General features: G+C 45.8%; 18 protein-coding genes and 3 tRNA genes. 18 read left to right on the top strand and 3 right to left on the bottom strand.

Annotated elements, in window-relative coordinates; all coding sequences use genetic code 11:
• Positions 1–3 precede the first annotated feature (3 nt).
• From HP548_RS27700 to yajC, 11 genes are all read left to right on the top strand, one after another.
• Positions 4–80: transfer RNA gene (locus HP548_RS27700), tRNA-Arg, on the top strand.
• Positions 81–94: 14 nt separating this feature from the next.
• A tRNA-Leu gene (locus HP548_RS27695) sits at positions 95–173 on the top strand.
• A gap of 7 nt (positions 174–180) precedes the next feature.
• Positions 181–254, top strand: a tRNA-Pro gene (locus tag HP548_RS27690).
• 239 nt (positions 255–493) lie between these two features.
• Positions 494–1,186 (top strand): BofC C-terminal domain-containing protein, encoded by a 693-nt coding sequence (locus tag HP548_RS33975; RefSeq protein WP_175383402.1) that lies wholly within the window; start codon positions 494–496, stop codon positions 1,184–1,186.
• A gap of 293 nt (positions 1,187–1,479) precedes the next feature.
• Complete coding sequence (gene ruvC / locus HP548_RS27680) at positions 1,480–1,983, top strand: crossover junction endodeoxyribonuclease RuvC (RefSeq protein ID WP_053779097.1); 504 nt, start codon at positions 1,480–1,482, stop codon at positions 1,981–1,983.
• Positions 1,980–2,594, top strand: coding sequence for a Holliday junction branch migration protein RuvA (gene ruvA / locus HP548_RS27675; protein WP_076287741.1), 615 nt, complete (start codon positions 1,980–1,982; stop codon positions 2,592–2,594). Before ruvC ends, ruvA begins: the two co-directional genes overlap by 4 nt.
• A gap of 56 nt (positions 2,595–2,650) precedes the next feature.
• Positions 2,651–3,661 carry a Holliday junction branch migration DNA helicase RuvB gene (gene ruvB / locus HP548_RS27670; RefSeq protein ID WP_053779099.1) on the top strand — a complete coding sequence of 337 codons (1,011 nt, stop codon included), beginning with the start codon at positions 2,651–2,653 and terminating at the stop codon, positions 3,659–3,661.
• Between the two features lie 69 nt (positions 3,662–3,730).
• Entirely contained in the window at positions 3,731–5,818 is a 2,088-nt protein-coding gene (locus tag HP548_RS27665; protein ID WP_175383401.1) for a SpoIID/LytB domain-containing protein, read from the top strand.
• A gap of 7 nt (positions 5,819–5,825) precedes the next feature.
• Entirely contained in the window at positions 5,826–6,857 is a 1,032-nt protein-coding gene (queA, locus tag HP548_RS27660; RefSeq protein WP_175383400.1) for a tRNA preQ1(34) S-adenosylmethionine ribosyltransferase-isomerase QueA, read from the top strand.
• 45 nt (positions 6,858–6,902) lie between these two features.
• Entirely contained in the window at positions 6,903–8,039 is a 1,137-nt protein-coding gene (gene tgt, locus HP548_RS27655) for a tRNA guanosine(34) transglycosylase Tgt (RefSeq protein ID WP_062325081.1), read from the top strand.
• 67 nt (positions 8,040–8,106) lie between these two features.
• Positions 8,107–8,418: a preprotein translocase subunit YajC gene (gene yajC / locus HP548_RS27650; protein WP_072734772.1), complete on the top strand. Its 312-nt coding sequence runs from the start codon at positions 8,107–8,109 to the stop codon at positions 8,416–8,418.
• A 132-nt stretch (positions 8,419–8,550) separates the two neighbouring features.
• Here the strand turns inward: yajC and HP548_RS27645 are convergent, their stop codons facing one another.
• A complete protein-coding gene (locus HP548_RS27645; RefSeq protein WP_076287744.1) occupies positions 8,551–8,943 on the bottom strand; it encodes a TIGR04086 family membrane protein in 393 nt (130 codons plus the stop codon).
• A gap of 228 nt (positions 8,944–9,171) precedes the next feature.
• Between HP548_RS27645 and HP548_RS27640 the strand changes: the two genes are divergently transcribed.
• Positions 9,172–9,888 carry a YetF domain-containing protein gene (locus HP548_RS27640; RefSeq protein WP_076288259.1) on the top strand — a complete coding sequence of 239 codons (717 nt, stop codon included), beginning with the start codon at positions 9,172–9,174 and terminating at the stop codon, positions 9,886–9,888.
• 3 nt (positions 9,889–9,891) lie between these two features.
• Here the strand turns inward: HP548_RS27640 and spoVB are convergent, their stop codons facing one another.
• Entirely contained in the window at positions 9,892–11,493 is a 1,602-nt protein-coding gene (gene spoVB / locus HP548_RS27635) for a stage V sporulation protein B (RefSeq protein ID WP_076287745.1), read from the bottom strand.
• A 223-nt stretch (positions 11,494–11,716) separates the two neighbouring features.
• Between spoVB and HP548_RS27630 the strand changes: the two genes are divergently transcribed.
• The 6 genes from HP548_RS27630 (at position 11,717) to HP548_RS27605 (ending at position 18,233) form a co-directional block, all read left to right on the top strand.
• On the top strand, positions 11,717–11,956 hold the full coding sequence (locus tag HP548_RS27630; RefSeq protein ID WP_175383441.1) for a post-transcriptional regulator: 240 nt from the start codon (positions 11,717–11,719) through the stop codon (positions 11,954–11,956).
• A gap of 90 nt (positions 11,957–12,046) precedes the next feature.
• A complete protein-coding gene (gene secD / locus HP548_RS27625) occupies positions 12,047–13,297 on the top strand; it encodes a protein translocase subunit SecD (protein WP_076287746.1) in 1,251 nt (416 codons plus the stop codon).
• Positions 13,287–14,195 carry a protein translocase subunit SecF gene (gene secF / locus HP548_RS27620; RefSeq protein ID WP_099856770.1) on the top strand — a complete coding sequence of 303 codons (909 nt, stop codon included), beginning with the start codon at positions 13,287–13,289 and terminating at the stop codon, positions 14,193–14,195. Before secD ends, secF begins: the two co-directional genes overlap by 11 nt.
• 74 nt (positions 14,196–14,269) lie before the next feature.
• A complete protein-coding gene (locus HP548_RS27615; protein WP_076287748.1) occupies positions 14,270–15,235 on the top strand; it encodes a cation diffusion facilitator family transporter in 966 nt (321 codons plus the stop codon).
• Between the two features lie 39 nt (positions 15,236–15,274).
• Positions 15,275–17,683 carry a single-stranded-DNA-specific exonuclease RecJ gene (gene recJ, locus HP548_RS27610; protein WP_076287749.1) on the top strand — a complete coding sequence of 803 codons (2,409 nt, stop codon included), beginning with the start codon at positions 15,275–15,277 and terminating at the stop codon, positions 17,681–17,683.
• A 37-nt stretch (positions 17,684–17,720) separates the two neighbouring features.
• The gene (locus HP548_RS27605) at positions 17,721–18,233 is read left to right on the top strand and encodes an adenine phosphoribosyltransferase (protein WP_024633046.1); all 513 of its coding nucleotides are present in this window, start codon (positions 17,721–17,723) and stop codon (positions 18,231–18,233) included.
• A gap of 195 nt (positions 18,234–18,428) precedes the next feature.
• On the opposite strand, the gene uraA is transcribed toward HP548_RS27605, so the two are convergent.
• Positions 18,429–19,745, bottom strand: coding sequence for a uracil permease (gene uraA / locus HP548_RS27600; RefSeq protein ID WP_076287750.1), 1,317 nt, complete (start codon positions 19,743–19,745; stop codon positions 18,429–18,431).
• Positions 19,746–20,069: the final 324 nt, after the last annotated feature.

Raw genomic sequence — 20,069 nt, 5'->3', positions numbered from 1 at the left:
TTTGCGCCCTTAGCTCAGCTGGATAGAGCGTTTGACTACGAATCAAAAGGCCGGGAGTTCGAATCTCTCAGGGCGCGCCATTACAACTTCATACGCCGGCGTGGCGGAATGGCAGACGCGCTCGACTCAAAATCGAGTGGGAAACCGTGGAGGTTCGAGTCCTCTCGCCGGTATATATAACGGGATGTAGCTCAGCTTGGTAGAGCACCTGGTTTGGGACCAGGGGGTCGCATGTTCAAATCGTGTCATCCCGATCTCAAAAAAGACGGATTATCTATTTATAGATAGTCCGTCTTTTTATTTATGTCTAAAAGTTGATTGTGTTTTAAGCAATCATAACCTCTTAATTCATGACAACCTTTAATAAGGAATAAATATAGCTTTCATCTTATTACGCTCAAGCGTAGCGTATTGCTGGTGCCTTAGGTTAATTTTGCATAAAGCCCAATGCTTTCGGTCACAATAGGTTTAAAAAGTGATAGAAGGGGTTCATGTGAACACGTTTAACTTCAAAAAACAATTCAAGAGACGCTGGCGCCGATGGAAAAGAACAGTGTGGATGACTTCAGCGTTAGTTGCTGTAGCTATACTGGCTTACAGTGGTTTGCCGATTTCTTCTGCGATCGAGCGTTTACTCACGACCAATTTCAGTGAGGCTGTATCTGTAATGGGGCCTGCTGCCAGTGAACAAAGGTCTGAGCAAGAAATTCAGACTTTGATGGAACAACTTGGGCCTGATCCGGACCGTTTAACGAGTGTTGTATTGGAGACGCAATATATCTGTGGGGTAGAGACGGAACAATTAGGTAAGATGGCGATTCCTCAATTGAAGATGCTGCTCGTTCAACATCCAGATTGGGATGCTCAGGTTGAATCGGCAGAAGTGTTACACATTAAGCAACATGTGGATGATCTTTCTCCTTTATGTAAAGATCAGGCATATATTAGCATAGATGCTGTGGGTAATCTCAACCTGTATGAAGGACGGCCCACAGAAGAGAAAGTCATCCGTACTTTTTTTCAAATGGACGTAGGCACGTTGGAGACATCATTGCCTGAAGGTGTGTTGGAGCAGTTGCAGCAAGGTATTCGTATCCAGGACAAGGATGAGTATGATAGTGTAATCTCTACGTTCAGCGATTATGCGGTAGATGAGGCCAATAAAGAAATCCGTAATGGCGGATAAAAAAACAGGCTGATCTGCATTGAAATTTATTTGTTTACATCGCCTAGAGGAGAAGTTCCTAATCGTAGGATTCGCAGATTATACAACATACGAAGTGAACCGAAGGACATCGAAAGATGTCCTTTTTGTCGTTCCATGACCGAAACACCTGAATATAGGAGATTGCGATTGTAGGTTATACACGAATTCAGGCGAGTATATGAAAGGACAAAGTTTTTCCTGCCGTAGGGTCTATCTTTTGTTATAATGAAATGAACGATACATATGTTCGCTTTTGTAAGGGAGAGATGGATTTGCGTTTTTTGGGAATTGACCCGGGGATTGCGATTGTCGGTTTTGGTTTTGTGGATAAAATCGGCAGTAAGGTAACACCTGTACAATATGGCTGTATTCAGACAGAAGCTCACACCCCTGAAGAGGAACGGCTGCTTCATGTATATGAGGGTATGGTACAGCTGATTGATAAATATAAACCGGACGCAGTAGCGCTGGAGAAACTTTTTTTCAATCGTAACGTCACAACAGCGATGTCTGTAAGTCAGGCTAGAGGTGTCATGGTACTGGCTGCTGCCCAGAAGGGACTGCCTATAGCCGAGTATACGCCGATGCAGATTAAGCAGGCGATTGTGGGATACGGAAAAGCGGAAAAGCGGCAAGTGCAGGAGATGGTCAAAATGTTTTTGCGTTTACAGGTGATCCCGAAGCCGGATGACGTAGCAGATGCTTTGGCTGTAGCAGTGTGTCATGCACACTCATATACATTAAATTCCAAGTTGAATGAGGTATTGCGAAAATGATTGATTTCCTAAGAGGACAGTTCGTACATCTGGAGAATGAATATATTGTGCTTGATGTGCATGGCGTTGGTTATCGTGTATTCTGTCCGAATCCTTTTGCATTTGCGAAGCAAGAAGGAGAAATTATGGTGTATACCCATCACCATGTACGTGAAGATGCGATGTTGCTGTTTGGCTTTGCTACTCGTGAGGAACAGAAGTTATTTCGCAAGCTGATCGAGGTATCAGGTATTGGACCCAAAGTTGCTCTGGGTATACTCGCTGGCGGTACGCCGGACCATGTCGTGACGGCCATATATCAAGAGAATCTAACGTTCCTGACCAAACTGCCGGGGATTGGTAAGAAAACAGCGCAGCGCATGATACTGGACCTTAAGGACAAATTGGATGGTTTCGGTGCTGCCACGTATGCAACAGGTTTGTTTGCTCCTCCTTCGGAAGAAGCAGGAAGCGGCTCTGCCTGGGATGAGGCTCGTGAAGGACTTAAAGCGCTGGGGTATACCGACAGTGAACTGGATAAAGTTTGGCTCAAACTGAAGAAAGATGTTACTTCGGCCGATTCTGTTGATGTGTTGATGAAACGGGCACTGCAAATGCTGTTTACGGGATAAATTAATTTTGCCTCTATAATAGAGCAGTAAACCGCATAAAAAAGGTAGGGATGAACATGGATGACCGGATTATTTCCGCGAACCTGATGATGGAGGATCAAGCTGTGGAGCTTAGTCTTCGTCCTCGGTATTTAAATGAATATATCGGGCAAAACCAGGTCAAGGAGAATTTGAAAATATACATTGAAGCGGCTAAGATGCGTAATGAGGCGCTCGATCATGTGTTGTTATATGGACCGCCTGGACTTGGTAAAACAACACTTGCCAATATCATTGCCAATGAATTGGGTGTTAACTTACGCACAACATCGGGACCTGCGATTGAACGCCCAGGTGATCTAGCTGCATTGCTTACAAACCTGCAAGAAGGGGATGTCCTGTTTATTGACGAGATTCATCGCCTTCATCGGACGGTAGAAGAAGTGATGTATCCCGCCATGGAAGACTTCGCGTTGGATATTATGATCGGAAAAGGCCCAAGTGCCCGCTCCGTACGTCTTGATCTGCCATCCTTTACGCTGATTGGTGCTACAACCCGTGCAGGTTTGCTGTCTGCGCCTCTGAGAGATCGGTTTGGTGTTATCAGTCGGTTGGAGTTCTACACGGTGGATGAGCTGGCCTACATCGTCTCACGGGCCTCAGAGATTCTAGGGGTGGAGATTGTTGGTAATGCAGCAGAAGAGATCGCATTGCGCTCCCGTGGGACACCGAGGATTGCCAATCGATTGCTAAAAAGAGTGCGTGACTTTGCCCAGGTACGGGGTGATGGTATTATCACACAGGCTCTAGCGGAAGAAGCGCTGCAACGTCTCCAGATTGATCCGCGTGGTCTGGACGAGATCGATCACAAGATGCTCAAATCAATGATTAACAGTTTCCGGGGAGGCCCTGTGGGTCTGGATACGATTGCCGCTACGATTGGTGAGGAGAGTCAGACCATAGAGGATGTCTATGAGCCTTATCTATTGCAGATTGGTATGCTTCAACGTACACCGAGGGGCAGAATTGTAACAGACCTGGCCTATCATCATCTGGGTTTGCCCGTTCCACCGAGAGACGCCAAATAATTGTAACGATATATCAATGAGATTTATCTTAATATACAACTTGGGAGAAACACGGAGAGGAGACTGATCGTGGGGAAAGCAATACAAACAAAGAAGTGGAGTCGGCGTTTGAAGGTATTGGCCGCAGCTCTGCTGACGGTAGGATGCCTGCAAGTGCCGGTTTATGCCGCTGAAAGTGATGGGCAGATAATCCGGGTTGCTATGTTTGCGAACCTGGGAAGTACGTATAAATCGACTACACCACTGATTACGCTTGAGTCGAGTGGGAAATGGAATATCGGTTCGGAGAGCGGGGCAAGTATAACTCTTCCGGCAGGACAAATCCGTTTCAGTGCGGACGGATTCCGCGTCAAAGTGTTGGAAACAGGGGATTTCAAAACGGCGGCAGCAGCCGCAAAATTGTTGCAGGCCACTAGTGATAAACCGTTGTTGTTTACAACTTCTTTAAATGGCAAAGCGACCTATCAGCTCTACACAGGAAACTATGCAACAGAAGCGTTGGCTGGTCAAGCGGTAGCCCGTGTACAAAAAGTGGCTGCAGCCCAACTGGGCGGACAAAAACCAGCGGTAACAGGCAGCAAGCGTCTGTCTGCAGGAGTATACAGTTCACTTCAAGAGGCCGAAGCGGCACAAGCATCTTTTGCATCGGCAGGAGTTAGTTCCTATACGGTGCTTCAACTGGATGGGGGCAGTCAAGGCTATGCTGTATGGGTGGGTGAGGCCTCATCTGAAGCTGATTTGTCTGCATTCAAGAAGAGTGTGGAGGCCAGTGTTCCAGGAGTAAGTCTATCACCGGTAAACAGTAATAGTGCTGCTCTTATCATCCGCCAGGATGCTGGGTTAAGCACGGATACACTTAAAGTAGCCCCGCATTACACTATTGTCGGCAGTGAAGCTAAAGCCTTTGTACAAGGAGACGGCAGTGGAATCAAAGTGGTGGAACGTTCCGGACGCACGTATCGCGGTGACATGGAAATTAGCATTGTAAGTGGCGATTTGGCTTTGGTTAATGTAGTTCCACTAGAGCAATATTTATACTCTGTTGTTGGTGCAGAAGTGTATTCATCCTGGCCAGCAGAAGCGCTGAAAGTACAAGCTGTCGCTGCTCGCTCTTATGCGCTTCAACAGGGAGATCGCTTTAAAATTGCCAATGTTGTGGATACCACGCTCAGTCAGGCATACAACGGAATGGGTTCAGAGAATGATAAAGTCTCCAGTGCGGTTGACGCCACCTCTGGAGAAGTCATCAAGAGCGGTGGTAAAATCGTAGAAGCCGTATTCTCTTCCAATGCAGGCGGACAGACTGCACATCCATCCGAAGTATGGAATGGAGGCGGGGATGTGTTCAGTAATGTGGACAGCCAGGGAGATACATCAGCCCAAGCTGGATTACAGACATGGTATCATGTGCTGTTGAGTACAGGAGTCAGCGGATATATCCGCGAGGATAATGTAAAAGAATTAACGACTAAAACAGATGCGGGTTTAGCCAAAGTGACGGTTACTGCCCAAAATACCAATGTGCGTCCCGTTCCGTTAATTCAATCCAATGTTGAACCGGTAGCGAAAATAAATCCAGGCAACGAAGCTGTTGTTCTGGCCAAAGTGCCGCAGTCCAATGATTATGCTTGGGTAAGAGGACCATTCACGTCAGCCCAGTTGGTTAAAACTCTACAGGGTAAAACGACTTCAACTGTTCCATCTTCGATCTCAACGCTCGAAGTGACCAAGCGCGGGCCATCAGGAAGAGCACTTGAAGTTACAGCCAACGGCCAGCCTATGACGGTAAAATATGCAGATACCTACCGCTCTGCTTTAGGTGGATTACCTAGTACTTTATTTGATATTGCAGGGACCGGAAGTTATACTGTATTAGGCGCTGACGGCAAAACAGCAAGCAAAACCGGCTCACAGGGTGCTGCTGTACTATCTGCCTCGGGCACAGGAACTTCATCCAGTAATGCACTTGTGGTTATGAGTGGTGATGGTCAAGCTCGAGCTGTAACTCAGGGCCAAAGCTTCATGATCATCGGTCAGGGTAATGGGCACGGATTAGGCTTGTCCCAATGGGGTGCCAAAGGTATGGCAGATGAAGGGTATGATTACCAGGCAATATTGAAACACTATTATCAAAATGTGACTATTGTTAAGGAATGAATCTAATATGAATGTGAACTTATATGATTTTGAATTGCCGGAGCAATTAATTGCACAGACGCCACTGCTTGACCGCACGGCGTCCCGGCTACTTACCTTAAATAAGGAAAATGGTGAGGTTAACCATCACACGTTTCCTGATATTATCGACTTCCTTCAGCCTGGAGATACACTGGTGCTGAATGATACACGTGTTCTTCCAGCGCGTTTGTTTGGAACCAAAGAGGACACCGGGGCAAAGGCGGAAGTACTTCTGCTCAAAAACGTAGAGGGCGATCGTTGGGAAGCTCTGGTTAAACCAGGCAAGAAGCTGAAAGCTGGTTCGGTCATCGTTTTTAGTGACGAGCTCAAGGCAGTCATTGATGAGGAAGGCGAAATGGGTGCGCGTTTGCTTACGTTCTCCTATGATGGAATCTTTCAAGAGATTCTGGATCGTCTGGGTGAAATGCCGCTGCCTCCTTATATCAGAGAGACGCTGGATGACCGTGAAAGGTATCAAACGGTATATGCGAAACATGAAGGATCCGCCGCTGCGCCGACAGCAGGATTACATTTTACAGAAGAACTGCTGAATCGGATTCGGGATAAAGGCGTTAATGTAGCTTTCATCACGCTTCACGTTGGACTCGGAACATTTCGGCCTATGTCAGTTGACAAAGTTGAAGAGCATGTTATGCATGAGGAATATTACTCTTTGTCACAAGAGACAGCGGATCTAATTAATGAAACGAAAAAACGTGGCAACCGTATATTTGCTGTAGGAACGACAAGTTGTCGAACACTTGAAACGGTTGGAAGCAAGTTTGAAAAAGACGGGCAGTTGCAAGAAAGCAGCGGCTGGACCAAAATCTTTATCTATCCGGGATATACGTTCAAAGTGATCGACGGGATGCTTACGAATTTTCATCTTCCCAAATCCACATTGGTCATGCTGGTCAGTGCGCTTGCGGGTAGAGAACAAATCATGCATGCATATGAGGAAGCAATTAAAGAACAGTACCGTTTCTTCAGCTTTGGCGATGCTATGTTGATTTATTGAGAAGTGAAGGTATTACGATTAATTTTTAGAGGATGATTAAAACCAATGGCAGCAATTACGTACGAACATATCAAAACCTGTAAACAATCCGGAGCCCGTTTGGGACGTGTACATACACCTCACGGTATTATTGAGACACCAACCTTCATGCCTGTAGGAACACAGGCGACGGTGAAGACGATGAGTCCCGAAGAGTTGAAAGAAATGGATGCTCAGATCATTTTGAGCAACACGTACCACCTGTTTCTGAGACCCGGACATGAAATTATTCGTCAGGCAGGCGGCCTGCACAAATTTATGAACTGGGATCGCCCGATTTTGACTGACAGTGGCGGGTTCCAAGTGTTTTCTCTGAGTGAGATGCGCAAAATTACGGAGGAAGGCGTTAACTTCCGCTCCCATCTAAACGGAGATAAAAAATTCCTCTCGCCTGAAGTGGCAATGGAAATCCAGAATGCACTGGGCTCCGATATTATGATGGCATTTGATGAGTGTCCGCCGTATCCGGCTGAGTATGAATATGTAAAAAAATCACTTGAAAGAACGAGCCGCTGGGCAGAACGTTGTCTGGAAAGTCATGCTCGTCCGAATGATCAAGGGCTGTTTGCCATCGTACAGGGAGGCATGCATGAAGATCTTCGTCGCCAAAGCGCGGCAGATTTGACTTCCATGGATTTCCCGGGTTATGCTATTGGTGGACTGAGTGTTGGAGAACCGAAACATTTGATGTATGGCGTATTGGATTACACCGTTCCTTTGTTGCCGTCCAATAAACCACGCTATTTAATGGGTGTAGGTTCACCCGATGCATTGATTGAGGGATCGATTCGTGGAGTGGACATGTTCGATTGTGTTTTGCCTACCCGAATTGCCCGTAACGGAACAACGATGACCAGCCAAGGACGTCTGGTAGTTCGTAATGCCAAGTTTGCAACCGATTTTGGGCCACTAGACCCTGAATGTGATTGCTATACTTGTCGTAACTATTCAAGAGCCTATTTGCGTCATTTAATCAAAGCGGATGAAACGTTTGGCTTACGTTTGACGACCATCCACAATCTTCATTTCTTGCAGAATTTGATGCGCAATGTGCGTAAAGCCATAATGGAAGATCGTTTGCTTGATTTCCGGGATGAATTTTTCGATCAATATGGTCTTCATGACAATGACAAAGGTTTCTGATCAGGTTTTTGCGGAACCGAAGTAACAAGTATTATCTGTACGTATAGTCGATAAGGGGGAATTTTACATGTTTCAGGCAATGACTGCATCAGCAACTCCAGCTGGCGGTGGAATTGTATCTTTGATTGTACCTTTGGTACTCATGGTTGCAATTTTTTACTTCTTGATGATTCGTCCACAGAACAAAAAACAGAAGCAACGTAATTCCATGTTAGGACAATTGAAAAAAGGCGATAAAATTGTTACAATCGGCGGTCTTCACGGAACGATTGCTGAAATCACAGACGATGTGGTTGTATTGCGTGTAAACGATGTTACTAAACTGACATTCGATCGTAATGCAATTAGCAGTGCAGTTGCACGTGAAACGGCTGAATAGACCATAGATGTTTAAAAGCCTGTAAGGCTATGAGTACGTTTGCAGCGTATTTTTCACTATCAGAGAACTGGATCTCCTTGGAGACCCGGTTCTCTTTTTCTTTTTCACTTATAATCGTTACACCCCGATCTTCTATGATCTTCGTGTGTTGACTCCAAATATGCCGCCTAATGCAGAAATCAAGAATGCACTTGCAAGCTGCAGACTGTCTTTCCAATTGAATGAGGCATCAAGTGCCAGAAACCCAATCAGCAATACGATTAGTCCGTAGACGATTCCGGTAATACCTCCGTGGTACCAGCCTCGCTCACCTGACCTCTTGCCAGATACAAATCCACCAACCAGTAAAGACAAGCCATGGACAACATAAGTATACAGGGAAAGATCCTGTTCCCGCATTCCGGTCATCCAGAGAAAGAAGGATAGGATCAGTGCGCCTAACATCATCCACACAAAAGCATGACAGAGGCCCGAAAGAACTGGGTTAGACATTCGAAATGAAACCATTCGGCGAATCAACTGCATGAAGCAACCCCCTTGTACAAGTTTGAAATTAATACAGTGTATGGTCAAGCCTTCTTACTTATGAACTGAATTTTCCATTAAATGAACAGTTTATATTTGCATGAGCATGTAAGCTTCAGGTCAAAATAGGGATTACGCTTCAGGTACCTGTATAAAATTCAGATCCGAAGGAGGAACCCTGTTGTGAATTTCTCAGATGTCGGAGCACATATTTTTCGAACCATACTCATGTATTTTATTGTTTATGCTTCTATCCGGATCATGGGTAAACGTGAGATTGGAAAGCTGTCCATGTTTGATTTGGTCGTATCTATCATGCTTGCAGAAATTGCGGCATTTGTCATCGAAGATATCAATAAGCCGTTATTCCATGGTATTGTACCGATGCTGACGGTACTGGTAGTACAGATTGCCATAGCTTTTCTTAGTCTCAAGAGCCGGAAGCTGCGGCTGATGATTGATGGCAAGCCGACCGTGTTAATTTCCAAAGGTAAATTGCATCGAGATGAGATGCGCAAGCAGCGTTACAATCTGGACGATTTGCTGCAGCAACTTCGCGAACAGAATGTAGACAGCATTGGTGAAGTTGACTTCGCCATATTGGAGACGACAGGCAAGCTGACTGTTTTTTCAAAAGGGCAGAGTTCTTCAGACGGTAATAGCGGCTCATCAGGTACTGGTTCGACAGGATTTAATTCCAAACAAAAAGCAAGAAAAAATAAAATAGATGGGTTTGAAAATATCAAATATGAAGGGCTGCCATTGCCTTTGATCATGGATGGCAAAGTTCAGGATCAGAACCTTGAACTGATTCAGAAAACGAGATTTTGGCTTAAAAATCAGATCCAGCAAAAAGGTATTACGGACTTCAAAGATGTGTTTATCTGTTCCATCGATCATAACGAGAAAGTTTATGTAAGTTCCAAAGATGACAAAGATAACTGACGTCTAAGAACGACGTTTAAACCAGGAACCAATAATGGGAGCACGGGAAAGATCGTGAAAATCAATCATTTTGGTCCAGCCCATAACAATGAAATAAACGATTAGACCAACAAGGGGCGCGAGAAGCATTCTGATCCAAAATGGAAGCAAAGATGCAGTCTGTTCATATATGACCAGAGTAGCGGCGCCCATGATAACCATACCAGTGCCAGTTTTGACCCAATCCATTACCTTGAAACGGAACTGTAAAAGGTTGCGTACACTTCTTGCATGTAAAAGGGTAACGACCGTTGAATTCACACAAATGGCAATCACCGCACCAAATATACCGTATTCTGGTCGGGAGGCGAGTACCAAAATCAATGTGATTTTGATGACAGCACCAATAAATGTATTGAGCAGTGCCTTTCCCGGACGATCCAATGCTTGAAGGGCGGCTTGAAGAGGAGCTTGAATGTAGATAAACAAAGCAAAAGGAGCCATGAGCTTAAGCATGCTTCCAATCGATGCATCATTATACAGAACAAGACACATCGGTTCGGCAAGCACATACATAAAAACAGAAAATGGAGCACCTGTTACAAGTGCTAGCCGCAGCGCCTGATGCATCCGTTTATGTATGAGCGCACGGTCACCTTGAGCCGAGGCCTCAGACAATGAAGGGACAAGTGACGTGGCTAGCGAGGACGTTAATGCTCCCGGCAGTAGAAGTAGCGGTATAATCATGCCTTGTAATGCACCATACTGGGCCGTGGCGAGTCCTTTGGAGATACCTGCAATAGCTAGACTCTGTGCGGTTACAATCGTCTCAGCGAGATAGGAGAGGGAACCAACTAATCGCCCGGCAGTTACAGGTACAGAGATCGCGAGTAAACGACGAAGAAGTCCAGGTTCTGAGCCAATTGAGTTTTTTGAAATAGCAGGTTTGGGTTCGATTGGAGATTCGAGTATAGGCAGATGTTGATCCATATATTTCTTCTGCCTAGCATAGTTCCACAATAATACAAGCATACCGACGAATTCTCCGACGAGTGCTCCAAGCATGGCTCCTGCAGCAGCTTGAGCAATTCCTCGGGGTAAGAGGAGCCAGGAAAACCAGATCACACAGATAATACGAATGACCGTTTCTACGATGGATGAAACAGCCGTAGGCATCATGTTTTGCTTTCCCTGGAAATATCCTCTGTAGACTGCAGATACGGCGATGATGGCAATCATAGGGCTCATGCTGACAAACGTGTGATAGACCCTCTCATCGGTCAGCACATAACGGGTGACCCATGGAGCGAAGATAATGCACAAAAACATAAACACAACGCCAAGGGTCAGTGTGAAGCTCAGGCTGATTTGAAGAATTCGCTGGGGTGAATAACGGTTGGCACCTGTATCCGCTTCGGCTACGAGCTTGGCTACAGCCAATGGAATACCGCCAGTGATTAATGTGACGAGTACGATGAAAAAGGGATAGCTCAGTTGGTAGATGCCAACTCCTTCTGCACCGATAACCCGTGGCAGCGCAATGCGCGGGATGAACCCGAGAATCCGATTAATGATGCCTGCGGCGAGCAGGATCATGGCTCCCTGGATAAATGTCTGTTTCTTCAAGACTACCCCTCTTTCCCGGTTGGAGTACAGATATTCATAAACGGGACAAAGCCGTCGTTCTTCATCCTATGCCAGTCCAATATCTTCTCATGACAACTTGGACACGATTAACAAAAAGATCCATCACCAGCAAGAAGGAATATGATCGGGTAAAGTCGAATGATGTAATATTGATGCCGCATAAAGGCTTGGATGTACGAAGGGAGGCTCCCCGTTGGAAGAAATGAATGATGTGGAGTTGGAACAGTCTATAGAGATGCTCTGCCGTAGCAAAGCAGAGGAACTAAGGCTTGTCGGTTACGAATATGTCACCAGCAAAGATGTCTGGAATTGCATCAGTCATAAATATGAAAAGCAGGGCATTCCACCGCTTCACCAACTGGTGAACGACATATTGTCACTGAAAGCAACAAGCTTTATGAACTTTATGACCGTGTCTGCATACCGGGGGTCCTCTTTCTAGCGAAAGGGATCTTTTTTGTTGGAAATTGACTGCTTTTTACGGCATCGCTATAATGGGAATATTGAGAACGAAAGGGGATCTAGGAACGGCATGAAAAGAATCGTCAGTTTCATTTTGGTCGTGCTTGTGACCGCAGGAGTAATGTTGGGCACAAGTCCAGGGCTGCTCAAAAATATACGCTTGGGCCTCGATTTAAAAGGAGGCTACGAGATCTTATATGAAGCAGAGCCGCTGGAACAAGGACAACAAGTCACCAAAGCATCTTTGGTGCAAACAGCAAAAAGTCTGGAGAGCCGTGCCAATGCGCTCGGAACAAGCGAGCCGGAAGTAACAACTGAAGGAACAAACCGGATCCGTTTGAAGCTGGCCGGGGTTACCGACGAGGCTGAAGTCAGAGCCAAAATGAAAGAACCTGCTGTCATGACCTTCCGCAGTAAAGCTGAGAATGACAAAGAAGGCGAATACACGAAAATCGAGCTTCGGGGAAATGAGTTCGTGGAGAATGGTGCCAAAGTGGTATTCAGCCAGTTGAACGCACCGATGATCGATATCCAGGTTAAAGACAAAGCGAAGTTTGCTGAAATTACCAAACGTTTGATTGGACAACCCTTGGCCATCTATCTGGATGATCAGCTGTTATCCGCTCCAACCGTGCAGCAGCAGCTGAGTGATGGCTCTGCACAGATCACGGGCAACTACTCACGTGAGGAAGCCAATCAGCTTCGCGATACCATTAATTTGGGCGCGTTGCCGTTGAAACTGACAGAGAAGTACTCTCAAAGCGTTGGTGCAACGCTTGGTAAACTATCTCTGGACCAGACGATTAAAGCGGGATTAATTGGTTCCGTGATTATCCTGGTGTTCATGATTGGTCTGTACCGTATTCCGGGGATTATTGCGAGCTTTGCCCTGATTACACATACATGGCTGGTACTTGCAATCTTCTATATGGGAGAATTCGTACTTACCCTTCCGGGTATCGCGGCATTTATCCTGGGTATAGGGATGGCCGTGGATGCCAACATCATCACGTACGAGCGGATCAAGGAAGAAATGCGCAGTGGCAAGTCGATATTGTCTTCGGTTAAAGCAGGAGGTAAACATTCCTTCCGTACAATTATCGACTCCAACATCACAACGATCATTGCCGCTTCAGTTATGTTCTTCATGGGTACAGGTGCGGTTAAAGGTTTCGCACTCGTGCTGATTTTTGACATCGTGACCAGCATTATCACGAATATTTTCTTCTCCCGCTTCCTGTTGACCCTGCTTGTGCGGGCTAACGTGTTGAAGAAGCCTAAGTACTTCGGAGTGAAGGAGAGTGAAATTCGTGCGCTTTAATTGGAATTTTGATTATGTTAAAGGCAGTAAAATTGCCTATGCCTTTTCCATCATTCTGACGATTGCAGGGATCATCAGTATTTTGGCCCTGGGATTGAATTATGCGGTAGATTTCCGTTCGGGTTCTAATGTAGATATTACGGTGTCTAAAGCCATCACAACGGAACAAATTAAGCCCATTGTTAGTGATCTTGGTGTTGACACAAAAGATGTTCATATTACACCTGGTGCTGATCGGGTTAACGTTCGTTTCTCGAACGTACTGGATGAAACTCAGGAAAGTAAGTTTAAGCAAGAGTTCACCAAGCTGGATTCAACCGCTTCTTATGAAGTCAACACGGTTGACCCGGAGATGGCTAAAGAACTTGAACGCAATGCCATATACGCGGTTCTTATCGCAAGTATCGGGATTATGATCTATGTAGCCATCCGATTTGAATGGCGGTTTGGTTTGGCTGCTGTAATTGCGCTCTTCCATGATGCATTTGTAGTGATTAGTGTGTTCTCGATCTTCCGACTGGAAGTGAATTTGACCTTCATTACGGCTGTACTGACCATTGTCGGATTCTCGATCAATGATACAATCGTTATCTTCGACCGGATTCGAGAGAATATGCGTTTTGCTAAAAAGACTTCGAAAGCCGATTTGCGTGAAGTAGTCAACCGCAGTTTGGCCCAAACGATGACACGTTCCCTGAATACAACATTCACCGTGTTTGTCGCTTCGCTCTGCTTGTTTATTTTTGGTGGAGAATCCATTCGCATGTTCTCACTTGCTATGGTCATCGGAACATTGTTCGGTGCATATTCTTCGATCTATATCGCCGCTCCATTGTGGCTGGCGCTCAAAGGTAAACAAACAGAGAAACCTAAAGCAGCTGTCAAAGCATCCAACTAAACATTGTATTGTGAAGCCGCGTCTGCCAGGCGCGGTTTTGCAACTTTAGGTAGAGTATTAAGGGGGGCATCGCCATGACCAGAGAACGTTTCCCTTCTGTTCACGCTGCCACGTGGAGCGGGATCGCCGGGAATTTGACACTTGCAGTAATTAAGGCTGGGTTCGGTTATATGGCAAACAGCAAATCGTTGCTTGCAGACGGCCTGCACTCTGCTTCAGAAGCTGCTTCTTCATTGTCCGGCCTCTTTCCCTCGAAGTCTGTACAAACAAAAAGAAAGGCTCGTAGGGAGCGGTCAAAGGAACATTCACGTATCGCGAGACCTGGAATTTCGGTATTATTATCTGTGCTTATCCTTATGGGAGGTTTGCAGATCGCCATCTCCGCTTTGGGTAGTCTGTCCGGAGATGTACCAGAATCGCTTGAGAAATATACTCATGCACTTGTGGTAGCTTTTGCAGCATTGGCTGTGAAAGAAGCAATCTTTCAATATCAATACCGATATTTCCGTAAACGAAATCAATCGCAGGCTCTAGCTTATGCACAGCAGCATCGTCGTGCACTCTACTGTTCGCTTATCGTCTTGGTCGGTATTGTAGGTTCCATGACAGGAGAAACGATGGGGTGGAGTATTCTTCGATATATGGATCCCGCAGCTGCATTGATCGCTTCCTGTTTTGTGCTTCACAAAGGCTACAGAATGATTGTGGATACCGTATATGGTTCACTTGTTCAGGAATTGGAACAGGAAGAAGCACTTGACTTCAAAGAGACGGTGCAGCGTGTATATGGCATTATTACGATTGAACATCTGGTAGCACGTGAACAGGAACATGATGTTACAATTGAACTGGTCATTAGTGTGAACCCTAGAATTTCCGTGCTTGAGGCACAAGAGATTGCGAATCGGGCGAAGACACTTCTCTTAACTCGTTTCAGTCATGTGAAAGAAGTACAGATCCAGGCTGTACCTTATGATCCTGGATATCCTTATAAATCCAATCATGAACTGCCAGACCCTGAAGCGACATTAATTCAGTAATGAAGCTTGGTCCAGTAGATCAGGAAAGGAGTGTTATCATTGCTTTATTCGCAATACCGGTGGAACACACCGAATATCGATTTGGAGGCGGCTGCGGGACTCTCGCAGGCGCTTTCCGTTTCATCACTTGTTGGACGTTTGCTGGTCAGTCGAGGGGTTCATAATGAATCAGAGGCAGAACAATTTCTGCATCCTGATCTGAATCAGATGCATGATCCTTATCTGCTTCTAGGCATGAAAGAAGCTGTGCCCCGAATCCAGCTGGCTATTGAGCGTGAAGAACATATTTTAATATATGGGGACTACGATGCGGACGGAGTATCCAGTACATCCCTGATGATCCATCTGATGCGTTATCTTGGTGCTTCTTATGATATTTATATCCCTCATCGTTCCAATGAAGGTTACGGGTTACACAATCATGCCTTAGATTGGGCTCATCAACAAGGAGTCACGCTGGTGATTACGGTTGATACCGGAATCAGTGCGGTAGAGCAGATTGCTTATGCTGCAACACTGGGAATGGAAGTCATTGTGACGGATCACCATGAACCACCTGAAGTTTTGCCTGAGGCTTATACGCTTATTAATCCCAAGCTTCCGGACTGTCCTTACCCTTTTAAAGGGTTAGCTGGTGCGGGTGTAGCGTTGAAGTTGGCTCAGGCATTGATTGGAGAAGTGCCTGGAGAATGGATGGAAATTGCCGCTATTGGTACGGTTGCCGATTTGATGCCTTTGGAAGGCGAGAACCGGGTTATCGTTAGTTATGGTGTTGAGTCCATGCGAGGTACACGTCTGCCTGGTATTAGTGCTCTGCTTGAAATTAGTGGTGTGGATCAAACTCAGGTCACCTCAATCAATATTGCCTTTGCCATGGCTCCGCGTATTAATGCAAGCGGACGTCTGGATCATGCTGGCAGAGCCGTATCGCTGCTTACAACCGAGGATCTGGATGAGGCACACACGTTGGCAGGCCAACTGGACTTGCTGAATCGTGAAAGGCAACAGGTTGTTGAGGGCATACTTCTGGAAGCGACAACCCAGTTGGAGCAGAAAATCCAGCTTAATTCCGGAGCAGTGCCGGATGTCATCGTTTTGGCGGGAGAAGGCTGGAATGTTGGAGTTGTAGGTATTGTTGCTTCCAAGTTACTTGAACGATATTATCGGCCAACGCTTATCCTGGGCATTGACCCGGAAAGTGGCGCTTGTAAAGGCTCAGCACGCTCCATAGAGGGTCTGGACATCTATGAGGCATTAACTGCTTGCAAACACACGATGGACCATTATGGTGGTCATCCAGCTGCAGCAGGCATGAGCCTTCATCGTGATCAACTTAAAGAGCTGGAAGCCGGACTGAATGAGTTTGCGGCATCCGTACTGACAGAGGAGGACTTTGTGCCCCATCGTCTAGCAGATGACGAATGCAGAATCAGTGATGTACCATTGCAGGTCATTCAAGAGATCGACAGACTCCAGCCGTTTGGCATGAGTAATCCATCTCCACGTTTTGTATTGCGCAATGTGACTGTAAAAGAAACACGGACGATGGGACGGGAAAAACGTCATCTGAAACTGGTTTTGGAGCAGGATGGCCTGCAATTGGAGACGGTCGCTTTTGGCAAAGGAGCATTGGCTGAGTTTCTGCCTCCAGGCTCCATCATTGATGTTATGGGCGAGTTGTCTGTAAATGAGTGGAACGGGATGAGGAAACCACAATTAATGCTGCAGGACATTCAGGTTCCACATGCGCAAGTTTTTGATTTGCGAGGTAGTACGGAGCCTCTGAACGCGATGAAGCAGTTCTTGAGTTCACTTGAAATACATTTACGATACAAGTCAGGCTCAATTGGTGCCATCGTTCGGAAAGAAACGAATGTTTCCGAGGGAAATTCATTGTATGAACCGTGCCTTTGGGTATATGATAGAAAGGTCGGTTTGTTTCCGTGCAATGCTGCCGCGCAGCATTATGGGCAGGAACAGGTCCGGACGTTATTTGTGTTTGATACGCCGGAAACCCCGGAACAACTTGATGCAATGCTGGCTTTATTCAGCGGAGCCGAGAATATCATCCTTCTGCACGGATCAGGCAACCGCCGAGATCGCCTTCAGATGCCTTCCAGAGAACTCTTCAAGCGTATTTATATGCTGGTGTCCAAATGGAGAGCTGAACCCGTGGAGGAACAAGAGATCACTCCTGTGCTCAGTCGTCAGTGTGGCTGCTCGCCGCGCATGATTACTATGATGTTGGATGTTTTTGAGGAGTTATCGTTCATAACCCGAGAAGCTGGAAAGATTGTGTTTGTGGATAACCCACCCAAGCGTGAGCTAACCGCTTCGCGTCAATATCAGGCGCTGGAGAGCATGGCCGAGACAGAGCAGGTGATGCTGGATGCATCGACCCCTCAACTGACACAATGGATGATATCCCGGATGAAGGGCGTATCTTAGATAGAAGTTGTGCTATTTATTTTAGGAGGAGATTATTTTGGATTTTAAAGATTATATTCGTGTCATTCCTGACTTTCCACAACCGGGAATCAGCTTCAAAGACATTACGACATTGTTGAAGGATGGAGAAATGTACCGCAAGGCGATCAATGAGCTGAAAGTAATGGTTTCGGATCTCAAAATTGACGTTATTGCTGGACCTGAAGCACGTGGATTCGTTGTGGGCGCTCCTCTGGCGTACGCTCTGGGTGTCGGTTTTGCTCCGATCCGTAAAAGTGGAAAATTGCCTGGAGAGACGATCGAAGTCGGTTATGATCTTGAATATGGCAAAGATACGCTTGCTATGCATACAGATGCGATCGAAAAAGGACAAAATGTCCTGATTGCGGATGATCTGCTGGCGACAGGCGGAACTATTGCTACCTCCATTAACCTGATTGAACAATTGGGTGGCAAGATTGTAGGTGCAGCATTCCTGATTGAGCTGTCTGATTTAAATGGACGTGCAAAATTGCCGGGTATTGATGTATTTACATTGATGAACTACTAGAATTCTGGCATTTATTGCTGTTAAATCATGTGAACTGGATCTCCCGTTTCCCGGGAAATAATATACAGCATTAACTATTTACAAAAAAGCCTGTCCCTCAACCCGTTAAGGTTAGAGAGCAGGCTTTTTGCATTGTACGATGTATAAGATGAAGAATGAATAAACATTGTTCGTTCAAAATTAGTCGGCAAGAAATCAATCCGGAGTTTTCTCGGTTAAAGGCTGTTTCTCCGTTTGATCATTCGACCAACCCAGTACTTCAAATAATTTAAACAACAAGCTCAGCAGAATTCCGACGATGGTTGCCAGAGCCATTCCCTTGAGATGAATACCATAAAATGTGATCTCAGTACCACTGAGTCCGATGACGAGTACAAGGGTAGTTAGCAACAAGTTGGTAGGTTTGGCAAAATCCACTTTCTGTTCGACCAGAATACGCAAACCAGATGCCGCAATTACTCCGAACAGAAGCAAAGACACACCACCCATAACCGGAACGGGAATGTTAGCTATAAGTGCCGAGAACGTACCTGAGAACGAAAGCACGATCGCGATAACGGCAGCGCCGCCAATAACATACGTCGAGTAAACCCGTGTCAGAGCCATAACACCAATATTCTCACCATAAGTTGTATTCGGTGTGGATCCTACAAAACCGGAAAGAATAGTTGAAACGCCGTTCCCAAGCAGGGAGCGATGCAGACCTGGGTCCTTGGATAGATCTTTGCCCACAATGCTGCTCGTTACAAGCAGATGTCCGATGTGTTCAACAATGACAACAAGGGCGACAGGCAAAATGGTAAAGATGACAGACCAGTCAAATGTCGGTGTCGTTACAGTAGGCAGCGAGATAAAGTCAGCGTTCACTATATTCTCGGTTTTTACCTCACCCATAAAGTACCCAAGCCCGTAACCGGATACAATCCCGATTAGAATGTGAATGATCTTGGGGAACCCACGGAAGGTTACTGCACCAATAACAGTGATACCAAGAGTAACCATGGCTAAAATAATTGGTTTGGCTTGAGGTACCCAGTCTGGGTTCTCAGCAGGGTTTGAATTGATCAGACCAGCCATTCCTGCTGCCACAGGTACAAGTTCGAGACCGATTAGGGCAACAATAGCACCCATAACCGCTGGCGGGAATACCACGTTAATCCAACCTGTCCCCGCATACTTGATGATAAGAGCTACAATGCAGAAAACAACGCCTGTTACGATGAACGCTCCAAGTGCCATGGAGTATCCGTTATCAGGGTGTGCGATTAACACGGAAGAAACAGGTGCGATAAAAGCAAAGCTTGACCCAAGATAGGCCGGAATCTTTCCTTTACACATGAGTATGTACAGCAATGTTCCAATACCGTTCATAAGCAAGATCATACTTGGATCGACACCGAACAGGTTCGGCACGAGTACCGTACTGCCAAACATGGCGAACAAATGCTGGAGACTCAGCAGCGATCCTGAGCCAAGCGGCATTTTTTGATTAACCTGAATTTCACGTTGCAATGAATGTTCATCTCCTTTTTTCCGAAACACAAATCTTCAATATAGTACAGAGTTTCTCTTCATTTAGCAATAACATTTTTCCACTAAGCACTGCTAAACCATTTTTATTTTGCGAATGGATCCTTCTATTTCGGCAAATAACGGTAATAATACATAATAAATGAGGAGGATTTCCGACCTCTGTTGAATATCGGGCAACATCTTTCGGGAATGGCACATAACGTATAAAAAAATTGGATATGTGCTCTTATTCGTCAGTAGTTGACGGGAAACGGGCGAAGCGTCATAATTATAGGAAATTACTTTTACGGGGAACCTGTGTTG

Origin of the sequence: Paenibacillus taichungensis (assembly GCF_013359905.1) — a bacterium.
GTDB lineage: Bacteria > Bacillota > Bacilli > Paenibacillales > Paenibacillaceae > Paenibacillus > Paenibacillus taichungensis.
The sequence above is the reverse complement of the archived record's forward strand: the minus strand, read 5'-3'. Positions and strand labels throughout refer to the sequence as shown.

Excerpts from the sequence above, each read along its gene's own strand:
- ruvA (WP_076287741.1), top strand. The coding sequence starts at position 1,980 with ATGATTGATTTCCTAAGAGGACAGTTCGTACATCTGGAGAATGAATAT.
- ruvB (WP_053779099.1), top strand. The coding sequence starts at position 2,651 with ATGGATGACCGGATTATTTCCGCGAACCTGATGATGGAGGATCAAGCT.
- queA (WP_175383400.1), top strand. The coding sequence starts at position 5,826 with ATGAATGTGAACTTATATGATTTTGAATTGCCGGAGCAATTAATTGCA.
- tgt (WP_062325081.1), top strand. The coding sequence starts at position 6,903 with ATGGCAGCAATTACGTACGAACATATCAAAACCTGTAAACAATCCGGA.
- yajC (WP_072734772.1), top strand. The coding sequence starts at position 8,107 with ATGTTTCAGGCAATGACTGCATCAGCAACTCCAGCTGGCGGTGGAATT.
- HP548_RS27645 (WP_076287744.1), bottom strand. The coding sequence starts at position 8,943 with ATGCAGTTGATTCGCCGAATGGTTTCATTTCGAATGTCTAACCCAGTT.
- HP548_RS27640 (WP_076288259.1), top strand. The coding sequence starts at position 9,172 with ATGTATTTTATTGTTTATGCTTCTATCCGGATCATGGGTAAACGTGAG.
- HP548_RS27630 (WP_175383441.1), top strand. The coding sequence starts at position 11,717 with ATGAATGATGTGGAGTTGGAACAGTCTATAGAGATGCTCTGCCGTAGC.
- secD (WP_076287746.1), top strand. The coding sequence starts at position 12,047 with ATGAAAAGAATCGTCAGTTTCATTTTGGTCGTGCTTGTGACCGCAGGA.
- HP548_RS27615 (WP_076287748.1), top strand. The coding sequence starts at position 14,270 with ATGACCAGAGAACGTTTCCCTTCTGTTCACGCTGCCACGTGGAGCGGG.